19 protein-coding genes and 1 pseudogene are annotated in these 20862 nt (G+C 63.7%); 6 read left to right on the plus strand and 14 right to left on the minus strand.

What is annotated here, in order from left to right; translation table 11 throughout:
- Positions 1-267 precede the first annotated feature (267 nt).
- The 4 genes from VT84_RS27405 to VT84_RS27420 form a co-directional block, all read right to left on the minus strand.
- Positions 268-1500 (minus strand): FAD-dependent oxidoreductase, encoded by a 1233-nt coding sequence (locus VT84_RS27405; protein WP_082841735.1) that lies wholly within the window; start codon positions 1498-1500, stop codon positions 268-270.
- A 44-nt stretch (positions 1501-1544) separates the two neighbouring features.
- Positions 1545-1736 carry a hypothetical protein gene (locus VT84_RS27410; RefSeq protein WP_052555813.1) on the minus strand — a complete coding sequence of 64 codons (192 nt, stop codon included), beginning with the start codon at positions 1734-1736 and terminating at the stop codon, positions 1545-1547.
- A 36-nt stretch (positions 1737-1772) separates the two neighbouring features.
- Positions 1773-2732, minus strand: a complete 960-nt coding sequence (locus VT84_RS27415; RefSeq protein WP_082841736.1) for an alpha/beta hydrolase — start codon at positions 2730-2732, stop codon at positions 1773-1775.
- A 187-nt stretch (positions 2733-2919) separates the two neighbouring features.
- Positions 2920-3855, minus strand: coding sequence for an SPFH domain-containing protein (locus tag VT84_RS27420; RefSeq protein ID WP_052555816.1), 936 nt, complete (start codon positions 3853-3855; stop codon positions 2920-2922).
- 272 nt (positions 3856-4127) lie between these two features.
- On the opposite strand from VT84_RS27420, the gene VT84_RS27425 reads away from it, so the two are divergent.
- The 3 genes from VT84_RS27425 to VT84_RS27435 all read left to right on the plus strand — a co-directional run bounded on the left by VT84_RS27425 (position 4128) and on the right by VT84_RS27435 (position 6325).
- Entirely contained in the window at positions 4128-4865 is a 738-nt protein-coding gene (locus VT84_RS27425) for a biotin/lipoate A/B protein ligase family protein (RefSeq protein WP_082841737.1), read from the plus strand.
- A gap of 324 nt (positions 4866-5189) precedes the next feature.
- Positions 5190-6083: a hypothetical protein gene (locus tag VT84_RS27430; RefSeq protein ID WP_082841738.1), complete on the plus strand. Its 894-nt coding sequence runs from the start codon at positions 5190-5192 to the stop codon at positions 6081-6083.
- Entirely contained in the window at positions 6083-6325 is a 243-nt protein-coding gene (locus VT84_RS27435) for a hypothetical protein (protein ID WP_082841739.1), read from the plus strand. Before VT84_RS27430 ends, VT84_RS27435 begins: the two co-directional genes overlap by 1 nt.
- Before the next feature lie 20 nt (positions 6326-6345).
- On the opposite strand, the gene VT84_RS27440 is transcribed toward VT84_RS27435, so the two are convergent.
- From VT84_RS27440 to VT84_RS27480, 9 genes are all read right to left on the minus strand, one after another.
- Positions 6346-7044, minus strand: a complete 699-nt coding sequence (locus VT84_RS27440; protein ID WP_082841740.1) for a Uma2 family endonuclease — start codon at positions 7042-7044, stop codon at positions 6346-6348.
- A gap of 58 nt (positions 7045-7102) precedes the next feature.
- Positions 7103-8377: a glutamyl-tRNA reductase gene (hemA, locus tag VT84_RS27445; RefSeq protein ID WP_082841741.1), complete on the minus strand. Its 1275-nt coding sequence runs from the start codon at positions 8375-8377 to the stop codon at positions 7103-7105.
- On the minus strand, positions 8374-9210 hold the full coding sequence (gene ccsA, locus VT84_RS27450) for a cytochrome c biogenesis protein CcsA (protein ID WP_082841742.1): 837 nt from the start codon (positions 9208-9210) through the stop codon (positions 8374-8376). The genes hemA and ccsA overlap by 4 nt, the downstream gene beginning before the upstream one ends.
- Positions 9211-9444: 234 nt before the next feature.
- Positions 9445-10656, minus strand: coding sequence for a zinc metallochaperone GTPase ZigA (gene zigA / locus VT84_RS27455; protein ID WP_082841743.1), 1212 nt, complete (start codon positions 10654-10656; stop codon positions 9445-9447).
- A gap of 111 nt (positions 10657-10767) precedes the next feature.
- Positions 10768-11985, minus strand: a complete 1218-nt coding sequence (locus VT84_RS27460) for a DUF1501 domain-containing protein (protein WP_082841744.1) — start codon at positions 11983-11985, stop codon at positions 10768-10770.
- An 11-nt stretch (positions 11986-11996) separates the two neighbouring features.
- The gene (locus tag VT84_RS27465) at positions 11997-13565 is read right to left on the minus strand and encodes a DUF1800 family protein (protein ID WP_082841745.1); all 1569 of its coding nucleotides are present in this window, start codon (positions 13563-13565) and stop codon (positions 11997-11999) included.
- A 33-nt stretch (positions 13566-13598) separates the two neighbouring features.
- A complete protein-coding gene (locus VT84_RS27470) occupies positions 13599-14267 on the minus strand; it encodes a hypothetical protein (protein WP_082841746.1) in 669 nt (222 codons plus the stop codon).
- A 51-nt stretch (positions 14268-14318) separates the two neighbouring features.
- Positions 14319-14525, minus strand: a complete 207-nt coding sequence (locus tag VT84_RS27475) for a hypothetical protein (protein ID WP_052555834.1) — start codon at positions 14523-14525, stop codon at positions 14319-14321.
- A gap of 12 nt (positions 14526-14537) precedes the next feature.
- The gene (locus tag VT84_RS27480) at positions 14538-15518 is read right to left on the minus strand and encodes a DUF1559 domain-containing protein (RefSeq protein WP_082841747.1); all 981 of its coding nucleotides are present in this window, start codon (positions 15516-15518) and stop codon (positions 14538-14540) included.
- Between the two features lie 724 nt (positions 15519-16242).
- Here VT84_RS27480 and VT84_RS42450 point away from each other — a divergent pair.
- The 3 genes and pseudogenes from VT84_RS42450 to VT84_RS27500 all read left to right on the plus strand — a co-directional run.
- Positions 16243-16371: pseudogene (locus VT84_RS42450) on the plus strand (IS5/IS1182 family transposase); the annotation flags it as partial.
- Positions 16372-16421: 50 nt separating this feature from the next.
- Entirely contained in the window at positions 16422-16589 is a 168-nt protein-coding gene (locus VT84_RS41295; RefSeq protein WP_082841750.1) for a transposase, read from the plus strand.
- A gap of 157 nt (positions 16590-16746) precedes the next feature.
- Positions 16747-16983: a hypothetical protein gene (locus VT84_RS27500; protein WP_052555839.1), complete on the plus strand. Its 237-nt coding sequence runs from the start codon at positions 16747-16749 to the stop codon at positions 16981-16983.
- Positions 16984-17091: 108 nt separating this feature from the next.
- On the opposite strand, the gene VT84_RS27505 is transcribed toward VT84_RS27500, so the two are convergent.
- Positions 17092-20724 (minus strand): PVC-type heme-binding CxxCH protein, encoded by a 3633-nt coding sequence (locus VT84_RS27505; RefSeq protein WP_082841751.1) that lies wholly within the window; start codon positions 20722-20724, stop codon positions 17092-17094.
- Between the last annotated feature and the right edge of the window lie 138 nt (positions 20725-20862).

A 20862-nucleotide genomic window follows, 5' to 3' on the forward strand; every position in this document is an offset into this window, starting at 1 on the left:
CCGGCGGTCGAGTCAGACACGCAGAACAGAACGGCCATCTCGTTGGTCGCATGCTGGGCAACCAGATAAAGGCCAGTGGTCGAGAAACCGAAGCTATCGCCGATGTCTGTTTACGCCCCGGCCGATCGAGACCCCGAAAAGGGTCGCACCCGCGGAAAGATGCGCCGGTGTCCGTGCTATGTCGCTCCTTGACGAATTCCTGAATCTACGAAGCAATCAATACGTGCCGATTCTGTTAGAGCGGCGGTTCTCCTCGTAGCGATCGATTTACTTGAAGGTGTCTTTCGTCCGCACGTGTTCGGGCCGAATTCCGATTCCAACGAGCCGCGCCGGGATGCGCCGCAAGATCGGGAACCGCTGAAGAAGGCGCGCCGCGGTGGGCACCTTCAATGACCTGTGAGCCGACAGCGCGCGTGTAATCACTTTCTTCTGCACTTGGACCTGAATCCACTGCGTCAGTTGTGTTGGAAGAGTCCTGCGCCGTTGCACCGCGGCGAGATCCGCTCCGGTTACGGTCCCGGCGCGGAGTTTCTCTGCGAGAATATTCGCGGTCGCGACCGCGTCCTGAATCGCGAGGTTGATCCCGACTCCGCCAACGGGCGACATCGCGTGGGCCGCGTCGCCGATGCACAGCACCCCGGGGCGCCACCACTTCCGCAACCGGTCTACCGTAACGGTGAGCAGCTTCACATCGTCCCAGCTCTGCAATTCCTGCACGCGATCCGCAAGAAACGGTGCCACAGAGGCGATGTCAGCGCGGAACGCTTCGAGTCCTCGTGTCATTACCGCGGCGTGATCGCCCTTCGGAATCACGAACCCGCATTGCCAGTAATCGCCGCGATAAATCATTACGAAGATGCGCCCGCGGTCGAACCGCCCCACGGGGCGCTCACCGTCCGACGGTTTACGCGACAGGCGCATCCACAACACGTCCATCGGCGCGCCGAAATCTTGTACGGGTAGCCCGGCGCGAGCGCGCACTGTGGAGTGCCGGCCGTCCGCACCGACGGTGAGGTCTGCCCGAACTTCGAGCGCCCCTTCGGGCGTTGTCGCTCGCGCGCCGAGTACCCGCCCGTTCTCTTCGATCAGGTCCGTGACCGCGGCGCGCATCACGAGCCGGAACGTCGGGTACTTCTTCGCGTGCGCGCTCACGAAATCCAGAAAATCCCATTGCGGCATCAGCGCGATGAACTTGCATTTGGTCGGGAGGTGCGCGAAATCGGCGAGCGGGAACTCGGCGCCCGCGACGTTACCCGCGAGCACGCGCGCTTCTTGGTGCGGGTGGCGGAGGAACTCATCGAGGAGCCCGAGTTCGTGGACCACTTCGAGCGTCGACGGGTGGATGGTGTCGCCGCGAAAGTCGCGGAGGAAATCGGCGTGCTTCTCCAGAACGACGACCTCGACCCCGGCTCGTGCGAGGAGGAGACCGAGCACCATCCCTGCAGGTCCGCCGCCGGCGATGCAGCACTTCGCGCGAATCACTTCCGGGGCATTTGACATGAGCGCTCCCGACCGAATGGAGTGACGGCCGGGGTATTGTAGCTTCAAGTATCTGCGTCGGGCGCTTTCTCGTCGGCGTCGGTCAGCTTGACGCCGCGCTTTACGAGCGCCTGGCGCAGAATGAACTCGATCTGCCCGTTCAAGCTGCGCAAATCTTCCTCGGCCCAGCGCTGTACCGCCGCGTGGACGCGCGGGTCGAGTCGCAGCAGGAACGGTTTCACGTCTTTCTTGGCCATACCCCAATGTCCTCGGTGAGCGGGCGCCCCAACTCTCTATTTCCCACCCAACGATTTCTGGAAGAACCCCACGAGTTCCGGCATCAGCTTCGGGTGCAGCGGCAGTGCCGGGTCCGAATAGCTCGGGAGCTGCTCCGCCCGATCGGTTTTGGGCACCGTCTTCAGCACGTGGTTCATGCCCTCAATGGTCACAACCTTGGCACTCGTGTTGGCATCGCTCAAGCACTTCGCGTCCGTGGCCGAAACTTGAATGTCGGTCGATCCGGACACGATTAGAAAGGGTGCTTTCACCCCAGTTGCCAGCTTCGCCGGGTCGTTCTTGAACATCGAAATCAGGTACGGCTGAACGCTTGGTCGGAACAACGCGGCCAGTGTTTTGGGCGTGTCTTTGACCGTGTGCCCGGCTTCTAGTTCTCTCAGAATTGTGTCGCTCTGCTTGTACAGTTCGTCCGGCAGTCCCCGTTTCAGTTGCTCGCGAAGAACTGTTTGAAGCGGGCGCCCCGGACCACACAGAGAAACGATCGCGTCGAACTTCGCGTCCTTCGCCGCGACCAACCCGATGAGTGCGCCCTCGCTGTGACCGATGTAACCGAGCTTCGTGAATCGCGCATCTTTGCGGAGCAATCCCGCCCACGCGAGCACATCAGTCGCGTAGGTCTCGACCCGCACGTCTTCCTCTTTCGCCAGTGCGGGAGTGCTTGCGCCCACTCCACGCTTGTCGATCCGCAACACCGCGATCCCCTTCGCGGCGAGCGCCCGGCCGACCATCTTGAGATTGTCGGTGCGAGTGAGCGGTCCGTTCCCGTCACGATTTGTTGGCCCCGAGCCGGCATGAAGCAGCACCACCGGCCACGGCCCGGTCTTCTCGGGCAGATCGAGCGTGCCATACAGCACGCCAGTGTCGGTCTTCAGTTCCACCAGTTCGCTGAGCAGTCGCGGCGCGGGGACGTCCGCGGCGGGTGGAGCGGCTAGAACCAGAGCGAGTGCAAGGTACATGCGTGGCTCCTGAAGAACCTACCCCCCGACCCCCTCCCTAAAGGGAAGGGGAGAAAGGCGGACCTAACCCCCTAACCCCCTTCCCTAAGAAGGAAGGGGGAACAGAACCAAATACAACCGACACGAAATATCTGCGACCGTTTTAAGCCCCTCCCTTTTTAGGGGAGGGGTTGGGGAGAGGTTCTTCTCAGTTGTACAGCGTGCCAGTGTTGAGCACGGGTTGCGGGGCGTTGTGCCCGCAGAGCACTACGAGCAGGTTGCTCACCATCGCGGCCCGGCGCTCGGCGTCCAGTTCGATGATGTTCTTCTCGCTGAGCATCTGGAGCGCGTGCTCCACCATCCCCACGGCTCCCTCGACGATCTTCGCACGGGCCGCGATGATGGCCCCGGCCTGTTGCCGCTGGAGCATCGCGGACGCGATCTCGCGTGCGTAGGCCAAGTAGCTGATGCGCGCCTCCTGAACTTCCACTCCGGCTTGCCGCATTCGCGCCTGGAGTTCGAGCTTCAACTGGCTCGCCACTTCCTCGATGTGCCCGCGGAGCGAGTGCGCATCGGTGTCGGGCGCGTCGTAGCTGTAGCGGCTCGCAAGATTACGCAGAGCCGCGTCCGCCTGGAGCTTCACGAACTCCTCGTAGTCATCCACCTGGAACACCGCTTCGGCCGCGTTCACCACCTTCCACAGCACCACAGCCGCGATCTCGATCGGCGTACCGTCGTGATCGTTCACCTTGAGCGGCTCGCGGTGCGACGTCGCCTGCGTGATGACCCGCCCGGTCGCGTCCTTCGTTTCGTCCGTCTTGTTCATCCCCGTTTCAAACACCTGCACCCGCAGGCTCACCCGCGTGCGCCAGTAGAACGGGTTGCCGTAGAAGAACCCGGTTTTGCGCAGCGTGCCGACGTAGCTACCGAACAGTTGCACCACGCGCGCCTGGTTCGGCCCGTTCACAATGAACCCCGCCAGAGAAATCACCCACAGAAGCGACAGCGGAACGATCGCCCACACCAATTTCGGCTCCTTCCACTGTGAGGCCAGCACGATGAGTGCGATGATCGCACCCAAACCGACCAGCACTCCGAACAGCCCGAGCCAGCCCGACCACAGTTTCAGCTCACGGTCTTCCACGACACGTCCTCCGATATCTGAGTGATATCACATTGAAATCGTAATATCTACCCGTGTTTTCGACAAGTGAATCGATGGATTTCGCGGATTCGTCTGATTTGAGCCAAAACTAAAAGGCACACAGGGCTTCCGCCCTGTGCTACGAACGCCGGCCGCTCCGCGGCGTGAAAGGTATTGACGGTATTTGTCTTCGCCCCGGATGGGGCCGACTTCCGTAGCACAGGGCGGGAGCCCTGTGTCTCCGCGTGCCATCGGATCGGTAAAATGCTGTTATGAGCCAAACCATCCGCTTGTTGCCGTTCGCCGGTGCCGACGGCGCTACGAATATGTCCGCAGACGAAGCGATGCTGGAATCCGCCGTGGGCGGGGTCGCGTCGCTGCGGTTTTACACCTGGACCGAGCCGACACTCTCACTCGGGTACTTCCAACACACCGAGGAACGCAGCGCCAACGCGAACCTCGCGGGGCTGCCGTGGGTCCGTCGATCGACCGGCGGGGCGGCGATCGTCCACCACCACGAGCTCACCTACGCCCTCGCGTTACCGCCGGGTAAAGAGTGGGTGTCGCAAGAACACTGGATTTGCCGGTTCCACCACGTTGTGCAGGGCGTGCTGAAGGAACACGGCGTGAAGACGCACGCGGTTGTCTGCGGTGAGGAACAGAAGCTCGGGGCGCTCGTGTGCTTCCTGCACCAAACGCCCGGCGACCTGCTCCTGAACGGCTCGAAGGTAGCGGGAAGCGCCCAGCGGAAGATGCGCGGCGCGATGTTGCAACACGGTAGCATCCTGCTCCACCGCAGCGAGTTCGCTCCGCAGCTTCCGGGCGTGTGCGACGATGCGGGCGCGCCGAAATTCGCTCCCGAACCTCTCGCGCAGATGCTAACGGAAGCGTTCGCGATCGATACGGGCTGGACGATAGTTCCGGGCAAATGGACCACAGAGGAACAAGAACGCACCCCGGCCATTCGTGCGGAGAAATACGCCAACCGTTCGTGGAACGAAAAGAGATGAGACAAAACTCGCCGCGGATGAACGCAGAAAACGCAGAACAAGACAAAAAGCAGAGATCAGAAGACAGTACGTTTGTAGCCCCGTTAGGGGCGAAGGCGAGTAGCCAGGGGTGAAGCGCAGTGAAGCGCAGCGCAACCCCTGGCGGACCTCCGCAAACCCCGGTGTGAGGATTCCTGGCTGGCTCGGCAACCCGCCAGGGGTGAAGCTGCGCTTCACCCCTGGCTACCCGCCTTCGCCCCTAGCGGGGCTACAAACGCATCTGCCCTTTGCCTTGATCCGTGTTTTCTGTGTTCATCCGTGGCGCATTCTTGCCCCCCGAGTGTCATGAGTGTTCCACGTTACACCGTTCGCCAGTTGGGGTGGTACCAGGCTCCGCACGGCGACCCGTACACGCGGCGCGTACCCACGACCGTTCCCGTTGCTACTCTCGACACGTTTGACGACGCCGAAGCACACCGTCGCGAGTGCGAATCGGCCGCGCGCGAGTCCGAGAACCCGTTCCGCTTCGGCGGGCGCTCCGTGTTCTTCCAGTCGTCCCTCGATGGCCCGCGGCTCCACGACTGGCTCATGGACGCGGGCATCGAGCCGCCCGTCAGCGAGTTGCGCCATGACGACTGGCGCGCGTGGTGGGAGGCGTTCGCGCACACCTGGAGCGCGGACCAACTGGCCCACGCTTGGGCCGCGTTCGACAAGGTGCGGTTCTTCGACGTGGCCGAGGAGCAGGCGGGCACGTTGCTCCCGCTGATCCAGGAGATCCGCTTCGTGGACCGTGAATCCTGGTTCCCGATCGAGACGTTCTACGGGACGTTCGATGTCCCGGCCCACCCCGGCATGGCCGTCGGCGAGTCGGACGACGAGGGCGGGTTCCCGTTGCGCGCGTACCGAACCGCGAGGCGCGCCGCGGAGATGTGCGAGGAGATGAACCACAACCCGTTCCGGCGCCCGGAGTACCTGACACAGTTCCGCTGGCTCCGGACTACGCGCGTCCGTCAGTCCGGGCGCTCGGGTACGTTTGAGGTTACTGAGGTGCCGGGGACGTGCCCCCGCGTGCGGGCGTCGCGTTCTTGGTGCAGCGGCGCGCGTTCGGTGCGTCCGGGCACATCTGCCACGGGCGCCGCGGGAGCGACACCGGGTCACGGGTACCGATCCGGTTGTTCGCCGACCATTCCGCGGCCCTGGCTTATCGCGACGAACTCGCGGCCGCGGTCGTTCAACTGATGAACCCGTTTCAGGTGTACACACCGCCCATGACCGGCCTGACGGAAGCGAGGTTCTTCGCGGCCGTGGCCACCCTGGAACCGCCGTTGCCGTGGCCCACGGGGTTCCGGCTTCTGGATTGGGTGGAGTGGTGGGACTTGTGCCAGGACGAAGCCACGGACGCCCAACGCGCGGGCGCGTGGGCACTGTTCGCGAATCAGCCGTTCTTCGAGGTGACCCGCGTGGAGGTTAGCGATGAGTGACGCCGCTTGTTGCTACCTCCTCAAGCGGAGTACCCTGCACGGCGGCGCAATTCCGTAACGAACGCCGCGTGTTCCGGGCTCCCGTGCCCCAGTTGAGCCACGGTTAAAACGCGGGCCGCGTCACCAGCAACGGTTGCGACCGAATCGAGCCACAGACCCGGGAACACTTCGCTGCGGATGATGCCGTCTGCGCTGGGAGCGAGCGGCCAGTAGTACCCGTTGCGCAACACGAACCAGTCCAGCGCCCGGTCGGCGACCCGCCACACGATGTACTCTTGCACCCCGAACCGTCGGTACACGTCGCGCTTCGCCCCGATGTCCTCATCGGCCGTGGTGTTCGCGATTTCGACAACCAGTTCGGGGCCGCCTTCCAAATAGCGATCGCGCGTTACGCGGCACCGTCCGCCGTGTGATTCGAGGACACGCAACAGCGCGTCCGGCTGCACCATGTTGTCGTCATCGAACCGAACGCTCGCGTTGTCGGCTCCCTCGGTACCCGGCGTGAGAGTTTGGTACATCCACAGCCACCCGATCAGGCCGAAATGAGGAACGCCGTGGTCGCGCGAGAGGGCGGGCATGTAAACCACTCCGTCGACGAGTTCGGCCTTCTTCACCTCCGGCATTGCGTCCCAGCGGCGCTCGAATTCGGTGCGCGTGAGTCGGTCCCCGTCGCGGAGCGGCGGTACTTCCGTCGATAGCGCGGTAACGTCCGTAGCCATAAACCCTCCGTTCTCGACTTCATTGTCACAGAGGAGAATGAGGGGCGGAAACTCAGTGCTACCCCTTCAGCCCGAAGAGTTTCCGGAGGGCTTCGCGGAGGCCCCCGCTGTGCCCCTCGCTGCTGGCCTCGCGCAGAGCGGCGATCGGGCCGTGCAGGAGCCGGTTCTGGAACAGGCGGAATGCGCCCTCAATGTCCGACTTGTCCTTGTCCGTGAGCTTACCGTTCAGCTTACCGAGCAGCGGACCCAGCACCGAGTCACGGACCCGGTCTACTTCGGCTGTCAGTTGGCCGATTACAGGACCGTTCGCGCGACGGTTCCACTCCGCCACGAACTTCTCGACCTCCGACTCGACGATGCGCTCCGCCGAGGACAGGTGCCGCTTGCGCTCGCCCATGCTGCGGTCGGCCTCGCGCGCGAGGTCGTCCACGTTGAACACGCTCACGGTGTCGCCGTCGTGGATGCGCGCGTCGAAGTCACGCGGCACGGCCATGTCGAACACCACGAGCGGCCGGCCCGCGCGCTGCGGGCGCACCCGCTCGTCGAACCGGCCCGCGCTCACAACCGGCTCCGGCGCTCCCGTCGTACTGAGCACGATGTCGGCGCGCACTAGCGCATCGTCCAACTGTGCCCAGGGCACCACCACTCCACCGCACTCGCGGGCGACGGCCGTCGCCCGGTCCGCGTTGCGGTTCGTCACCAGGATCGCCGCGGGTTCCAGTTCCGCGAGGTGCTTCAGCGTGAGCCGGCCCATCTTCCCGGCGCCGATCACGAGCACAGTTTTATCGGTGAACGTGTCGAACACCTGGCGCACGAAGTCCACCGCGGCGCTCGAAACGGAGACGTGTCCGTGCGCGATGCCGGTTTCGGTCCGCACGCGCTTCGACACCCGTAGAGCCGTCGGGAACAGCACGTTAAGAAGCGGACCGGTCGCGGTGGATTTGTGCGCGGACTCGTAAGCGTCTTTCACCTGCCCCGCGATCTGCCCCTCGCCGAGTACCACGCTGTCCAGGCCGGACGCGACACGGAACAGGTGCCGAGCGGCAGCGGAGTCCGCGTGCTCGTAGAGGTGCGGAACGATCTCGGCCGGGGCCACGCCGTGAACTTCCGACAGGAACTCGGCCATGAGCGGGATGTGTAGTGGCGCAACCGTTTCCTGGCGCGACAGATAGATCTCGACGCGGTTACACGTGTCGAGGATCACCGCTTCGGCCGCGAACCGGGAGTTCAGTTCGGCGAGCGCTCTTTGGGTCTTTTCCGCGTTGAACGCGAGCCGTTCACGCACCCCGACCGGGGCGGACGCCACGTTACAGCCGATCGCACGGAGGTTCATTTCACCCCTCCGATCGCGAACGGGTGCGACGCCGCGAGCGCCACGAGCAACAGACCGAACGCCGCGATCGAAAAGAGCGCGAGGCGCCGGGCCGGAACGTGGGCACCGTACCGCAGGTAGAGGAGTACCAGGAATTCGAGCCACAAACCCGCTGTGGAAAGCACTTTGAGCGACAGCCAATTGTCGCCGAACGAGAGTCCGTGCGGGAGGAGTAGTGTGCCGACCAGGAGCCCCGCGGTGAGGAGCGGGAACGCGATGTTCAGCGCCCGCCGGTTCATCGTTTCGAGCCGCTCCAGGCTGAGCATCGGCACCACGGTCCCCGGGCTGACCTTGTTCCTCAATCGTCGCGCCTGAATTAGATACATCATACTTGCAAGGAAGCTCACACTCACACCCACCGACGCGAACAGAATTAACAGGCCGTGTACGCCGCCCCAGAAGCGCTCACCGGACGCCCATTCACCAACATCGAACGCCGCGTGTTCGGGTTCCGCGGTGAGCAAAATGCGCGACACCACAACCAATCCAATAACGACCGGCAGCACGAACACGGCCCACGCCTGTCTCGCGTGGTGAACAGTGCCGTAGAAGTAAAAGAGGGCGAGCACCCATGCGAGCATGAGCACCGAACCGGACGGCACCGCGGGCGACGGCTGCTGCACGAGCAGGTACGCGGTGTGCGCGAACAGCCCCGCCGCACCGAACACCAGCCCCGCGACCCGCCAGCCCCGCGCCGGCCACAGCAGCCGGGCGATTTCGAGCAGGAAGGCGCACAGGTAACTGAGGCCGATGCAGTAGTGGTGGATGTTCTTTACGATTTCTGTTGTCGTCATGCGCTCAACGCGGGTCGAATCGGCGGCTCTTGCATCCCCTCATTGTAAGCACAATTCCGCGCGCCGCACGGTCTTCGTACCCTCAAACCGTGTACGAGCACGGTTCGGGGACTATTGCGATACGGGCGCGGGACAATTGGGAGCGGGATTTCGCGCAAAAAGGTACGGAACGAGGTGCATGAATCGGGGGATTGCGGCGCGTTTCGAGGCGCCCGCGTGATAAACGGGCACGAGTTATTGATCGAGCGCGAGCCATTCGGGGAGCGGGTCGTTGATTTGTGCCCACGCGACTGATCCGCCGCACATCTCGGCTTCCGTCATCAGCGCGGCATCGAGAGCGGCGCGAATGGCGACCTGATCGAGCGATTGCCCGATAAAGACCAGTTCTTGTCGACGATCGCCGTATTCGCCCTCAAAGGTTGCCAGGATCTCGGTTCGCTCATCCGAGTCGGTGGGCCACTGGTCACGCGGGACATCGGCCCACCACACGGCTTGCGGTGACAACTCCACCACGCGCCCGGCTTGCGACCACAGGGCGGCCCACTGCGGTCGGGTCGCGATCCACATTAACCCTTTTGAACGGAGCAAAGAATCGGTCAGCTCGTCGTTCACCATAAACTGGTGCAGGCGCTCGGGATGAAACGGCTTCCGGGCGCGGTAGACGAAGCTGCTGATGCCGTATTCGGCCGTTTCAGGCCGCTCGTCGCCGCGCATCACGGCCATCCAGCCCGGCGCGTTCGCCGCACGCTCGAAATCGAAGCGCTTGGTGTTGAGGATTTCGTTCAGCGGAACGCGCCCTCGCTCCGAGCGAATGATCTTCGCGGAGCCGTTCAGCGCGCGAATCACGGCTTCGAGTTGATCGAGTTTCTCGGAAGAGACAAGATCGGTCTTGTTCAGAACAATCACGTCGGCGAATTCGACCTGATCGACTAGCAGGTTCACCACATCTCGATCGTCTTCCGCGCTAAGAGCGAGGTTCCGGTCCGTAAGTGACGCGGGCGAGAAATAGTCGTCGAGAAAGTTGGCCGCATCCACCACGGTGACCATTGTGTCGAGCCGAGCGACCGCCGAAAGTGCGTGCCCGGTTTCGTCCTCGAACGTGAACGTCTCGGCAACCGGGAGCGGTTCCGAAACGCCCGTAGATTCGATCAGCAGGTAATCGAAGCGGCCCTCCTTGGCCAACCGCGCTACCTCCTGTAGCAAGTCCTCGCGAAGTGTGCAGCAGATACAGCCGTTCTGCATTTCCACCAGCTTCTCGTCGGTACGCGAGAGTGCCGCACCACCGGTTTTGACCAGTGCGCCATCAATGTTCACTTCGGACACGTCGTTAACGATCACTGCGACTCTCAAGCCCTCGCGGTTCGCGAGAACGTGATTCAGCAGAGTCGTCTTCCCGGCTCCCAAAAAGCCTGAAAGAACCGTCACCGGCAGCGAGGAACCACTCATACGATCTCGTTTTGATGGCTTTCTGGAACTGGCCGCAATGAGTCTGGGGATTACTATCTGTGCTCCTCAGGACTCATGCGGCCGACCGCGAAAGGCGCGCACAATTCGTTGTCACGCGAGGCACGGAAGCGGCTGGAACTCCCCGCCCAGAATTGACTTCGGGTCCGCCTTGAACCAGTTCGCGAGAACGGTCGCGTACACGCGGCGGAAGTCCGTCCCGAACTTCAGGTCACCCTCATCGAGATCGGTCAGATTCGGTCGCGCGCCGTGGATACCGGCTTTCACATTCCCGCCAGCCAGGAACATCACGCCCGCGGTGCCGTGGTCGGTTCCTTGTTGCTCGTTCTCTGCGACTCGCCGACCGAACTCACTGAACGTCATCACCAGCGTGCGATCAAGGTGCCCCAGAGCCTTCAAGTCCTTCACGAAACTGCCGAGGCCCTGACTCAGTTCCTGGAGCAGCCCGGCGTGCCGACCGACCTGCGTGACGTGCGTATCGAACCCGCCGAGCGAGACGTAGTACACGCGCGTCGGCACGTCCGCGGCGATCATCTGCGCGACCACTTTGAGTGACTGCGAGAAGTTGAACGGGGCGTACTCGGTCGCGGCCCGCGTGTCCTTCAGCGCGTCCTGAATCTTCTTCGAGAGCATGAGCGTGTCGTTCGCCGTGCGCTGGAGGAAATCGAGCTGATCGTTCCCCGTCGGGCGCACGCGGTTCAGTCGGTCCATCGCGTGGCCGGTGGTGCCGGTGTCCCACTGGAACAGGCGCGGATTGGTGAGCGTAACGGCCCGGCTCTTGGCGTGCGCGAATGTGAGTGCGGGCTTTTCGCCGAGTTGCAGTCCGAGCATCGGCGACGCGATCCCACGGCACTCCGCGTCGAAGTACTGCCCGACCCAACCCGTTAGAACGTCCTTCTCTGGGGTCGCTGTTTCCCAGATTTCGGTGGCCCGGAAGTGCGAACGATTCGGGTTCGGGTACCCCACATTGCTGACGACGCCGAGCCGCCCATCGTCGTGAAGCGCACGCAGTTCCTTCATTTCGGGGTGCAGCGCGAACTCGTCCGTCACCTTTAGTGCTTTGTCCCGCGCGATCGCGATTTTGGGGCGCGTTTTGTAGTACACATCGTCGCGGAACGGCACGAGCGTGTTCAGCCCGTCGTTCCCGCCCGCCAGTTGAATTACCACCAGCACGCGGTCTTTGTTCGCTGCGAGTGATGGAGTTCGGTCGTCGCCCGCGATCAGTCGGCCGGTTTCGGACAGGAAGCCGGGCACGGTCGCGGTGAGCGCCCCGACACTCAGGAGCCGCCGGCGATCAATTGAGGGAAACATGAAAATCTCCGTTAGGCGAGTTGGTATTCGGGGGTCATGAGGATCAGCCGGCACGCGAGTTTTACTCGCTCGGCCGGTTCGACCTGGTTGACGGCATCGACGAGTGCGGCCTTCGTGTCGGGGCGCGAGGGAACCGCGAGGAGCCGGGCCAGAAGTACGTCGACCAGCGCTTCGGTCTTCTCTGGAACCTTCCCGCCCACAGCTTTCTCTGGAACGAAGGTGACCTTGAACCCATCTTTCCTGCGTTCCGCCTTCCGCAACTGGTCCGCGACCTGGATGCGTTTGATGAGATCGCGGCGCGCGGTTTCGTCGGCCGGCAGTGCGAAGAAGCGGTCAGTGGCGAGCGGCTCGAATCCGCCCGGCTCCGTGCCGTCGAACAGCGCTTCCGGCAGGTGATAGCGGACGGCCAGCGTCCCCGAACTGATCCAGTCCCGACCGCCCGGCCAGCCCTTCACGTTCGGCGGGTTGAACAGTTCCTGTCCCATCGCCGCCGTGACTTGTGCCAAACTCGGCGTGGCGGTGACATCGAGATCGAGCAACCGGCAGGTGCCGACGAGCAAATGCACCGGCGACTTGATGAGCGTCCCGCGGCTCTCCTTTGCGAAGAATTCCGGCGACGTGAGCAACGCGGCCAGCACCGAGGCGATGTTCCCCTTCGACGCCACGAACGCTTCAGCCACTCGGTCCCGGAGTTCGTTCTTCGAGTCTGCGGCACCGAAGAACGCGACCAACTTGCCCGCTACGAACTTCGCGGTTGCAGGGTGGGTCGCAACGATATCGAGAACCTCCTTTGCTCCGAATCGCCCGGTTTTGCCGAGAACGGTCTTTTCGCCCGCGTCGTGCTTCTCCTTCACGAACGTCGGCACCAACCCGTCGCGGCAGAAGGCACGCGGCGCGCCCTCAACGAGCGGGCGCGTCTTGGACCCGGGCGGGGCGCTGAGCGTCCAGCCGGTGAGCGCCCGTGCGATCTCCTTGATGTCGGTTTCGGAATAGTTGCCGATCCCGAGCGTGAACAGTTCGAGGAGCTCGCGGGCGAAGTTCTCGTTCGGCTTCTTCGCGTCGCTGTCCTCCATGTTGAGGTACATCATCATCGCCGCGTCGAGCGTGACTGCTTCGAGCAGGTCGCGGAAGTTGCCCAAGGCGTGTGCCCGCAGTGCTGCGTTTTGAGTGTAGAGCGGCTGGGCGACGGACATCCGGCGCGCTTCGGTGGTGAAGTGCCCGTGCCAGAACAGCGTCATCACCTCGCGTAGTGGCGCAGGCGTGCGGATCGCGTGGTCGATCCACCAGCACCGGAGTTCGTTCCGCTCGCGGGACTGGCGCTCGCCCGCCTTGCGGTGGTTCTCCATTCGCTCTTCGTTGGTCGTCTCCGGGTACACGCGCTCGGTGTTCACCCACGGTTCTTTCACCCACGCGGGCTTCTGCGGTGCGGGCACGCGCTGGGCCTCTTCGATGAGTGCGGAGACCGCGTCTTTGAGTGGGCGTGCGGCCAGCCGCTCCGCTTGCTGCGGGGTGCCGCCGAAACTGGTGCGGCTGAGTAAGTGAGACGCGGCCGACACGTCCCACATTGGTTCACGGGTCATCTTTGGTCCTCGTGGGGTGTTGGGGGTGGGTGACTACTTGGCGATGTCGGCCACGAGCGTGGCGTAGTGGCGAACCTCCTCGAATTTCTTGCCGTCGTGTTCTCCCGCTCGGGTTTCAGCGTGACGGAACCACGCAGCGAACCGCCCGCTCCCCTCAAAGGCGCCCGTGTAACCCTCTTTGTCGGTCGTCACCTTTTCCTTCTTCCCGTCCGGCAACAGCACGTTCCCCTCCGAGCCGGCGACCGGCTTCCCCTTCGCGAGCAGCCGGAATCGAGTCTTTCCACCTTCCGTGACTGGGACCACTTCCAGCGCCGCGGACTCACCCACTGTCGTCTTGGCGCCGGTCGCACCGCCTGTCACCGCTTTTGGGTGATACACGAGCAGCGTCGGCTTCTCGCTCTTGGTCATCAGACCGTAAATGACGTCGCCAGAAACAACCGCTGTCCCGGCGGGCAGAGTCGCGGTGAACTGGTGCGGTTCCCGCTTGGCTTCGATCGCGACACTCTTGCCATCAGCCGTGTGGCCGGTCAGCTTCAGCCCGGCGAGCTTGTCGGTCGTCACCTTCGTGTCGGGATCGAGCGTATCGCTGAACACGACAACGATGGCCTTCCCGTCAGCGCCGGGAACGACATAAACCATGTGCGCGAGCGCCGCGAACGGGGCCGTGACGAGTGCTGTGAGAACGAGTAGAGAGCGGATCATGGGTCGGTCCTTTCGGTCGGTTGGTAGTTGGAAACAAAATTGGGGCGAAAATCACTTCTTCTTGCGGCCGGCTTCGGTCCGCTTTTTCTTGGCCTCGTCGTCGAGGTTGTCCACGACGTAGGGGTCGTCCTTCTGCTCGGCGTCCATCTTCTGGTACTCGGACCAGGTGATCTTCCTGGCCGGTTCGCCCGTTGCGGGGGCGGACGACCCGCACCCGACCGATACGAGGGCGATTGCCAACAACGCGAACCGTTTCACGCACGCACTCCGTTAGTAGTTGCCGATCACTTCTCCACCCGCGCGGCTGCCGAGTGCCTTGTACGTCGCCATCGGGATCGACTGGCTGATGAACCGGACCGAGCCGTCGCAGAGTAGGAAATTCACCCCGCCGATGTGGGAGCTGCGGAAGCTGTATTTGCCGTCTTCCGAGGTGCGGGCCGGGTCGTAGGCCCAGCTCGCGACCTGCTGGGTGTTCATCGGGGCTTCGGTGTACTGGTAACTGAAGTAGATGTGCCCGTAGTTCCACGTCGTGTCGCCGGTCCGCGCCTGCCCCGCGAGCGGGCCGCTCGTGAACGAGTACCCCTTGAGCGTGTGGTGCCCCTCGCCGGCGAGGAACGTGTTCGACGTGCCGTCGGTGATGCTCAGCAGGGTCACGCGAGCGCCTTCTTTTCCGGGGAGGATAACCCCGTCGGAGGGCGTGAACCCGTCGGCCCCCGTACCCGGTTGCCCGACGCCCTGGTAGCGGCGGTTGCCCGAGCACCAGTAGTAGCTCGACCATCCCGGGTACTGCACCGCGGTGGGTTGCGGGTCGGCAGGCGCCACGAAGGTCTTCAGTGGCATGTTCGAGATCATCTGATTGGTGAACCCGTCGCCGTCCGGGTCGGTGGTGTCGAACGGGTGCAGCTTGGGGTTGTACCGGCGGGCCATGTTGTCCTGCTCGATGTACGGGAGGATCACGGACCACCCGCTGCTGATGACGTGGAAGTTCGGGTCGACCGACGTGTACGTGCCGTCGGGGTTCGCGGTCTGCGGGTAGTAGTTGGCCAGCGGGAACGAGTTGTTCACGCCCAGGAAGTTGTGCGTCGCCAGCCCGATCTGCTTGAGATTGTTTTGACTGCTCATGCGTGCGGCGGCTTCGCGGACCTTTTGGACCGCGGGCAGGAGCAAACCGATGAGGATCGCAATAATCGCGATCACCACCAGCAATTCGATCAAGGTGAACGCCGAACGGCGTGACGGTAGAGCGCCCATTTAAAGCTCCTCGATTGGGAACAGGGACGGGAACCACAGCAGGCCGGCGACAGAAGTTATAAATAATAAAACTTAATATTCCACAGGATAACCGTATTTAATAATGAAATATCACGCAACCCTCAGCCTCGTCGGAGCTTGGGTGCGTGAAAATTGTTGTGATCTGGTCGCGGCAGACGCGACGGTCTGCAACCCGAGGAGTGGACGGATGGGGCTAGTGCATGTGGGCGGTACCGATTCCGGGCCGATAGTTTAGCGGGCTCCCTCGGAGGTTTGCCGCGCTACCGCGCCACGCGATCTCGGACATCGATTGGGAGCGGATCAAGGGTTTGCTCCCCGCGCACGGTCCGAAGAAAGGTACGCGCCGGTTCGTGGATGCGGTGCTGTTCGTGGCCCGCACGGGTATCCCGTGACGCGACGTGCCGGAACGGTTCTGGCACTGGAACGCGGTGTGGCGGCGGTTCGGGCGGTGGTCCCGGGTGGGGATCTGGAAGAACGTGTTCGAGGCGCTCCAAGATCCGGACCGGGAGTGGCTGATTCTCGCCCCCACGGTGATCCGCGCCCACCCTCCGCCACCGGATCCCCCCCAAAGCCGGTGGTACATGGCGCAATCGGGGCGAATTCGGGACCAAGATCCACGGCCGCGTGAATGCGGCTCGAACTGCTTTTCGGTGGGTACCGGTAGCGGGTCGATTACACGGGACCAAGATCCACGGCCGCGTGAATGCGGCTCGGGTTACCGACGCGGTTCGTGCCGAGTGCGGGCCAAGAGGCCGACATCACCTACGCCCCAGCTCAGTTGGAGCGAGTTCTGGCAGCGGTGGTGATTAGTGACAAGGGGTACGACCAGCAGGAACTCGTGAACGCGGTCGAGGCTCGTGGCGGTGAGGCCGTGATCCCGAGTTGGGAGAACCGGACCGTGCCACGGACCGGTACAAGGGCCGCAACTTGGTCGAGCGGTTCTGGGCCAAGGCCAAACAGTACCGCCGGATCGCCACCCGTTACGAGGAAACCGCTCGCAACTTCCTCGCATTCGTTCAAGTGGCGTCCATCATAATCCTGCTCCGGTAGACTGACGGTCCGTCTGTGCGGCCTAGAAAAACAAATTTGAATTCAAGGCCCTGACCGGTGGTGCCGATAAGTGGGGTACGGCTCGCCGGGCGGTTGTCAGCGTGGGGGACGCGGACGCCGTGCGGCGAGCAGCGTACACAGCGCACGGAGGCCGGACATGGTCCGCAAATTCATCTTCCGCAAACTACTACTGGCGTTGATCGCGGCCACCGCGCTGACCGCTAATAGCGGTTGCCTACTCAACCAGTATTCCAGCGATCCGAACATCCGGATGCAGCAATTGCTGTATCAATCGGAAGATTTGCGGCAGATCCAGAACGAGTGGCGCCGCTTCTGGTTCAACGACCAGCCCAGCCACCTGACGCCCGAGCGCGTCCACGGCGGTATCTACTAAGATCGCGCCTGCGGTTCCAACGGCTTCAACAGACGCGGGTACGGCACCGAGTGATTTGACTCGGCGCCGTACCCGTGGAACTTGAAACTTCAGGAACCCGGAACGTGGTCACTGCCCGCCGGTGCCGCTGGTCGGGGCCGTGTCCGGCCGAGCCGCTGTGCGCAGGCCGTCGCCGGTCACGCGCACGCCCAGCGTCGCGGGCTTCCCACTGTTCACCACCTTCACCAGAATCACGTTCCAGCCCTGTTTCAGTTCGACCTCGAACGTCTCCACGGGGGCCGCGGTCGACCCGTTGACCCACGCGCGCCAGGGGTTCGTGCTGTCCAGGGCGATAGCCGCCTTTTGCTTCTTCGGTGCGAACACATACGCCCGCACGTAAACGGCCGGGGTGTTCGTCGGCGCGAACGCGGCCTTCAGGTCCATTTTGCCGTTCGGCTCGGCCGCGAGGGGCTTCCACTTATCTTCCGTGATCGGGTCGATCTTGCTGCCGCTCATATCGGCCGGGAACGGTCCCGCGACCGTCGAATCGACCACCAACCCACGCAGCGATTCCTGTTCGGCCTTGCTCTTGAGGAACGCGAGCAGGTCGATGAACTGCTCGAACGTGATCTGCGACACCACGTTATCGGGCATCAGCGAGAGCTTGCTCGGCGTCAGGGCCTCGATCTCGTCCTTCGCGATGCGGTTATCGCGCCCGTTAGCGTCACGGATGACGACTTCCTTCGCGTCGTCCTTGACCTTCAGGCCCGTGTACACCTTACTGTCGGCCGTTACGAGCCGGTACGTCTGGAACCCCTCCTTGATTTCCTTGCTCGGATCGACGATCGACTCGAGCAGTTTCTCGACGGTGTGCGTGTCCCACACGCGCGTCAAGTCCGGGCCGACCGCGCCGCCCACGCCCTCGACCCGGTGGCAGGTAGCGCATGCGAGCACCTTCGTGTTGAGGTACAATTCCTTACCCTTCTTCGCGTCCCCCTTCGAGTTCACCAGAACACGGATCTTATCCACTTGCCCCGGTTCCAGCGAAAGGAGCAGGCCGCCGCGGAGCACGTCGGCGCGGAGCTTGGCGAACGCGGGGTCGTCCGCGAACTTGTTGATCGCGTCGTTCACCTGCGCAAAGAACTCGCGCGGCAACTTCTTCGCCACGAACCGCTCGCCGATCAGCTTCGCGCCGGGCTTGGTCGCGGCCAATACGGTGACGGCTTCCGTCAGGAGCGTCGGGTCGGGTTGGTCGAGTAGCGGTTCGGCCGCCGTGCGCGCCGACACGATGTCGAGTGCGGCGAGCGCCCGGAGCGATTCGGCCTTCAGGAGCGCGGGGTGCTGGCCACTGAGCAGCGTCTTGATCGGCCCGACCGCGGCCTTATCACCGAGCACGCGGAGCGCCTTCACCGCCGCAACCCGTTCCACCTGCGTGCGGTTGGAATCGCCGACGAACTCGATCAGCTTCGGGGTCGCTTCCTTGATGCGAGCCGATTCGATCGCGACGATCGCGGAGAGGCGGGTCATTTCGTCCGGGCGCGAGAGCAAATCGAGCACGAGGTTCACCGCGCGCGGGGCGAGGGCCGTGCCGCTTGCCGTGAACACATCGACCGCGGCGAGCAGCACGTTCGCCGGCTCGTTGGGGCGCTTCGTGAGGTAGTCCGCGAGCGGGTCGAGCGAAACGGGCGGGTCGAACTGGTAGTTCGTGTACGATCGCACGAGGGCCTCGCGCTGGGCGGGTGTCACGTGCGGGTGGAGCATGATTTCGGGGATCGCGTCGGCCGCGGGCTTGGTCCGCAACCCGAGGAACACCTCGGCCGCGAGGTTCGCGCCCTTGTCGTTGGTCTGCGCGAGCGTCAGTAGAGCGTCGATGCCGGGTTTGCCCAGGCGCTCGATCGCCCGGACGTAAGCGTCCTTCAGGTACGCATCGGCTTCGGCGTCCTGGCGCAGCGAGTTGACGAGGGTTTCCCCGGACCCGTCGGCCCCGAGGCGCCCGAGCCCCAGCGCGGCCGCCCGGCGAACGGCCGGTTCGCGGTCGCCGAGCGCCTTCAGAATCGCCTCGTACACGCGCTGGTCCTTCGGCTTCGCGTTGTACGCGAGACCGTCCACCGCGAGTCGGCGCACGTCACCCGATTCGTCGTTCATCAACAGGCGGAACAGGTCTTCGACTTCGGGCGACCAGTTCGCTTGCAGCACGCCGAGCGCCACGAGCCGGGCGTCGCCGTCCAGCGCCCCGGAAATGAACTTCTTCAACACGAGGTCGCGCGCCTTCGGTCCGCGGCGCACCAGTTCCTTGCGGGCCTCGACGCGGTCGGTCAGGTCCGGCGCCGCGAGCGTCTTCAGCAGGTCCGCATCGGACTGCTTGCTGATCTTCGACCACGAATCCATTCCGCGGCGCGCGAGTGCGGGTTGCTCGGTGGTACCGGCCCAAGTCACGCGGTAGATGCGGCCGTTGGTCCCGTCGCCGGAGAGCTTCCCGGCGCCACCAGAGTTGGTGCGCCAGTCGCAGACGTAAATGGCCCCGTCCGGACCGGTCACCATCTGGCACGGGCGGAAGAGCGGGTCGTCGCTCTTCATGAACTCCAACTCGTTGGTGATCTTGAACGTGCTGCCGTCCGGCGCGACCTTGTACGCGCGAACCAGTTTTCGGTAGACGTCCGGGTAGTACATCAGCCCGCGGTACTGTTCCGGGATGCGGGTGTCGTGGTAGATCAGCATCCCGGCCGGCGACCCGCGCCCGGTCTTAATCATCGGGGGCACCTTACCCGGCAACTCGCCCGCGACCGCGCCGCGAACGAAGTCCGTTTGGCAGCACCGCGCACCGATCCGGAGGCGCCAGCCGAAGTCCGCGCCCTCCGCCACGTGCATGATGCGGCAGCCCTGGAATTTGCTGCCGTCTTCCTGGTCGTTGTCGGTGTGGAACAGGTTGAACTTGTCGTCGTAAGCGATGTCGCGGTACGGGTTCCGGTAGCCGATGGAGTAGGTTTCCATCTTCGAGCCGTCGGGCCGGCACCGGAAGACCGCACCGGTGCGCAGCACGGTCGCGCGGCTCCCGTCCGAGCCTTCCACGAAGTTGTCGTCGTCACCGCTCGTGAGGTAGAGCATCCCGTCGTTCCCGAGCGTGAGGCCGGAAACTTGGTGGTGGTGGAACCCGCAGAAACCCTGCGCGACCGTTTCGCGCACGTCCCACGGGCCGTTCGGCTTCGACTGCTTCCACCGGCGCACGGTCCCGCGCCCGGTCACGTAGAGCCAGCCCTCGTGGTAGAGGATGCTCGACGGTAGTTCTTCCGAAATGATGATCTGCGGCTTCTCGAACTTCCCGGTGCTCGGGGAGTATTTGAACATCTTGATGAGGTCGGTGGTGAACTTCTTCATCGTCGCGACCTGCCGCACGGTGCCGTCGCGGTAGCGGAAGGTTTCTTTCACCTCGAACCACCGGTCGCCGGTCACCGCGTCCGGGCGCCATTCCATCACGTACAGGTTGCCCTCGGGATCGAAGGTCATGCCGACGGGGTTGATGGCGTCCGGGGCATCAACAACGATTTCCGCTTTGAAACCCTCGGGCAAATACGTGCCCTTGAGCTTCGGGTCGAACGTGCCCTGATCGACCATTTTCACCGGAAACGGCGTCGGTTTCGTCGGCGTTTGATTCGGCGCGAACTCCGGCGGGGCGGGGGGCGGGGGGGCCGCGGTCGCGTCCGGTGTGTTGGGCATTAGCCCCGTAAGAACGAGCACAAGCGACGCAAGGGAGAGCGTGCGCATGGTAGGAGGGTCTCCGCCAAATGGATGCGCGAGAAGGCAGGTGGGATGGGTAAAGATTACTGCGCGACGGGGGCAACGAGGAAGGCTAATCCGCGCGAACGGGAGCGGTTCAAGGAAGATTGGGGCGATTGAGCGGGT

The organism is Gemmata sp. SH-PL17 (assembly GCF_001610855.1).
Lineage (GTDB): Bacteria > Planctomycetota > Planctomycetia > Gemmatales > Gemmataceae > Gemmata > Gemmata massiliana.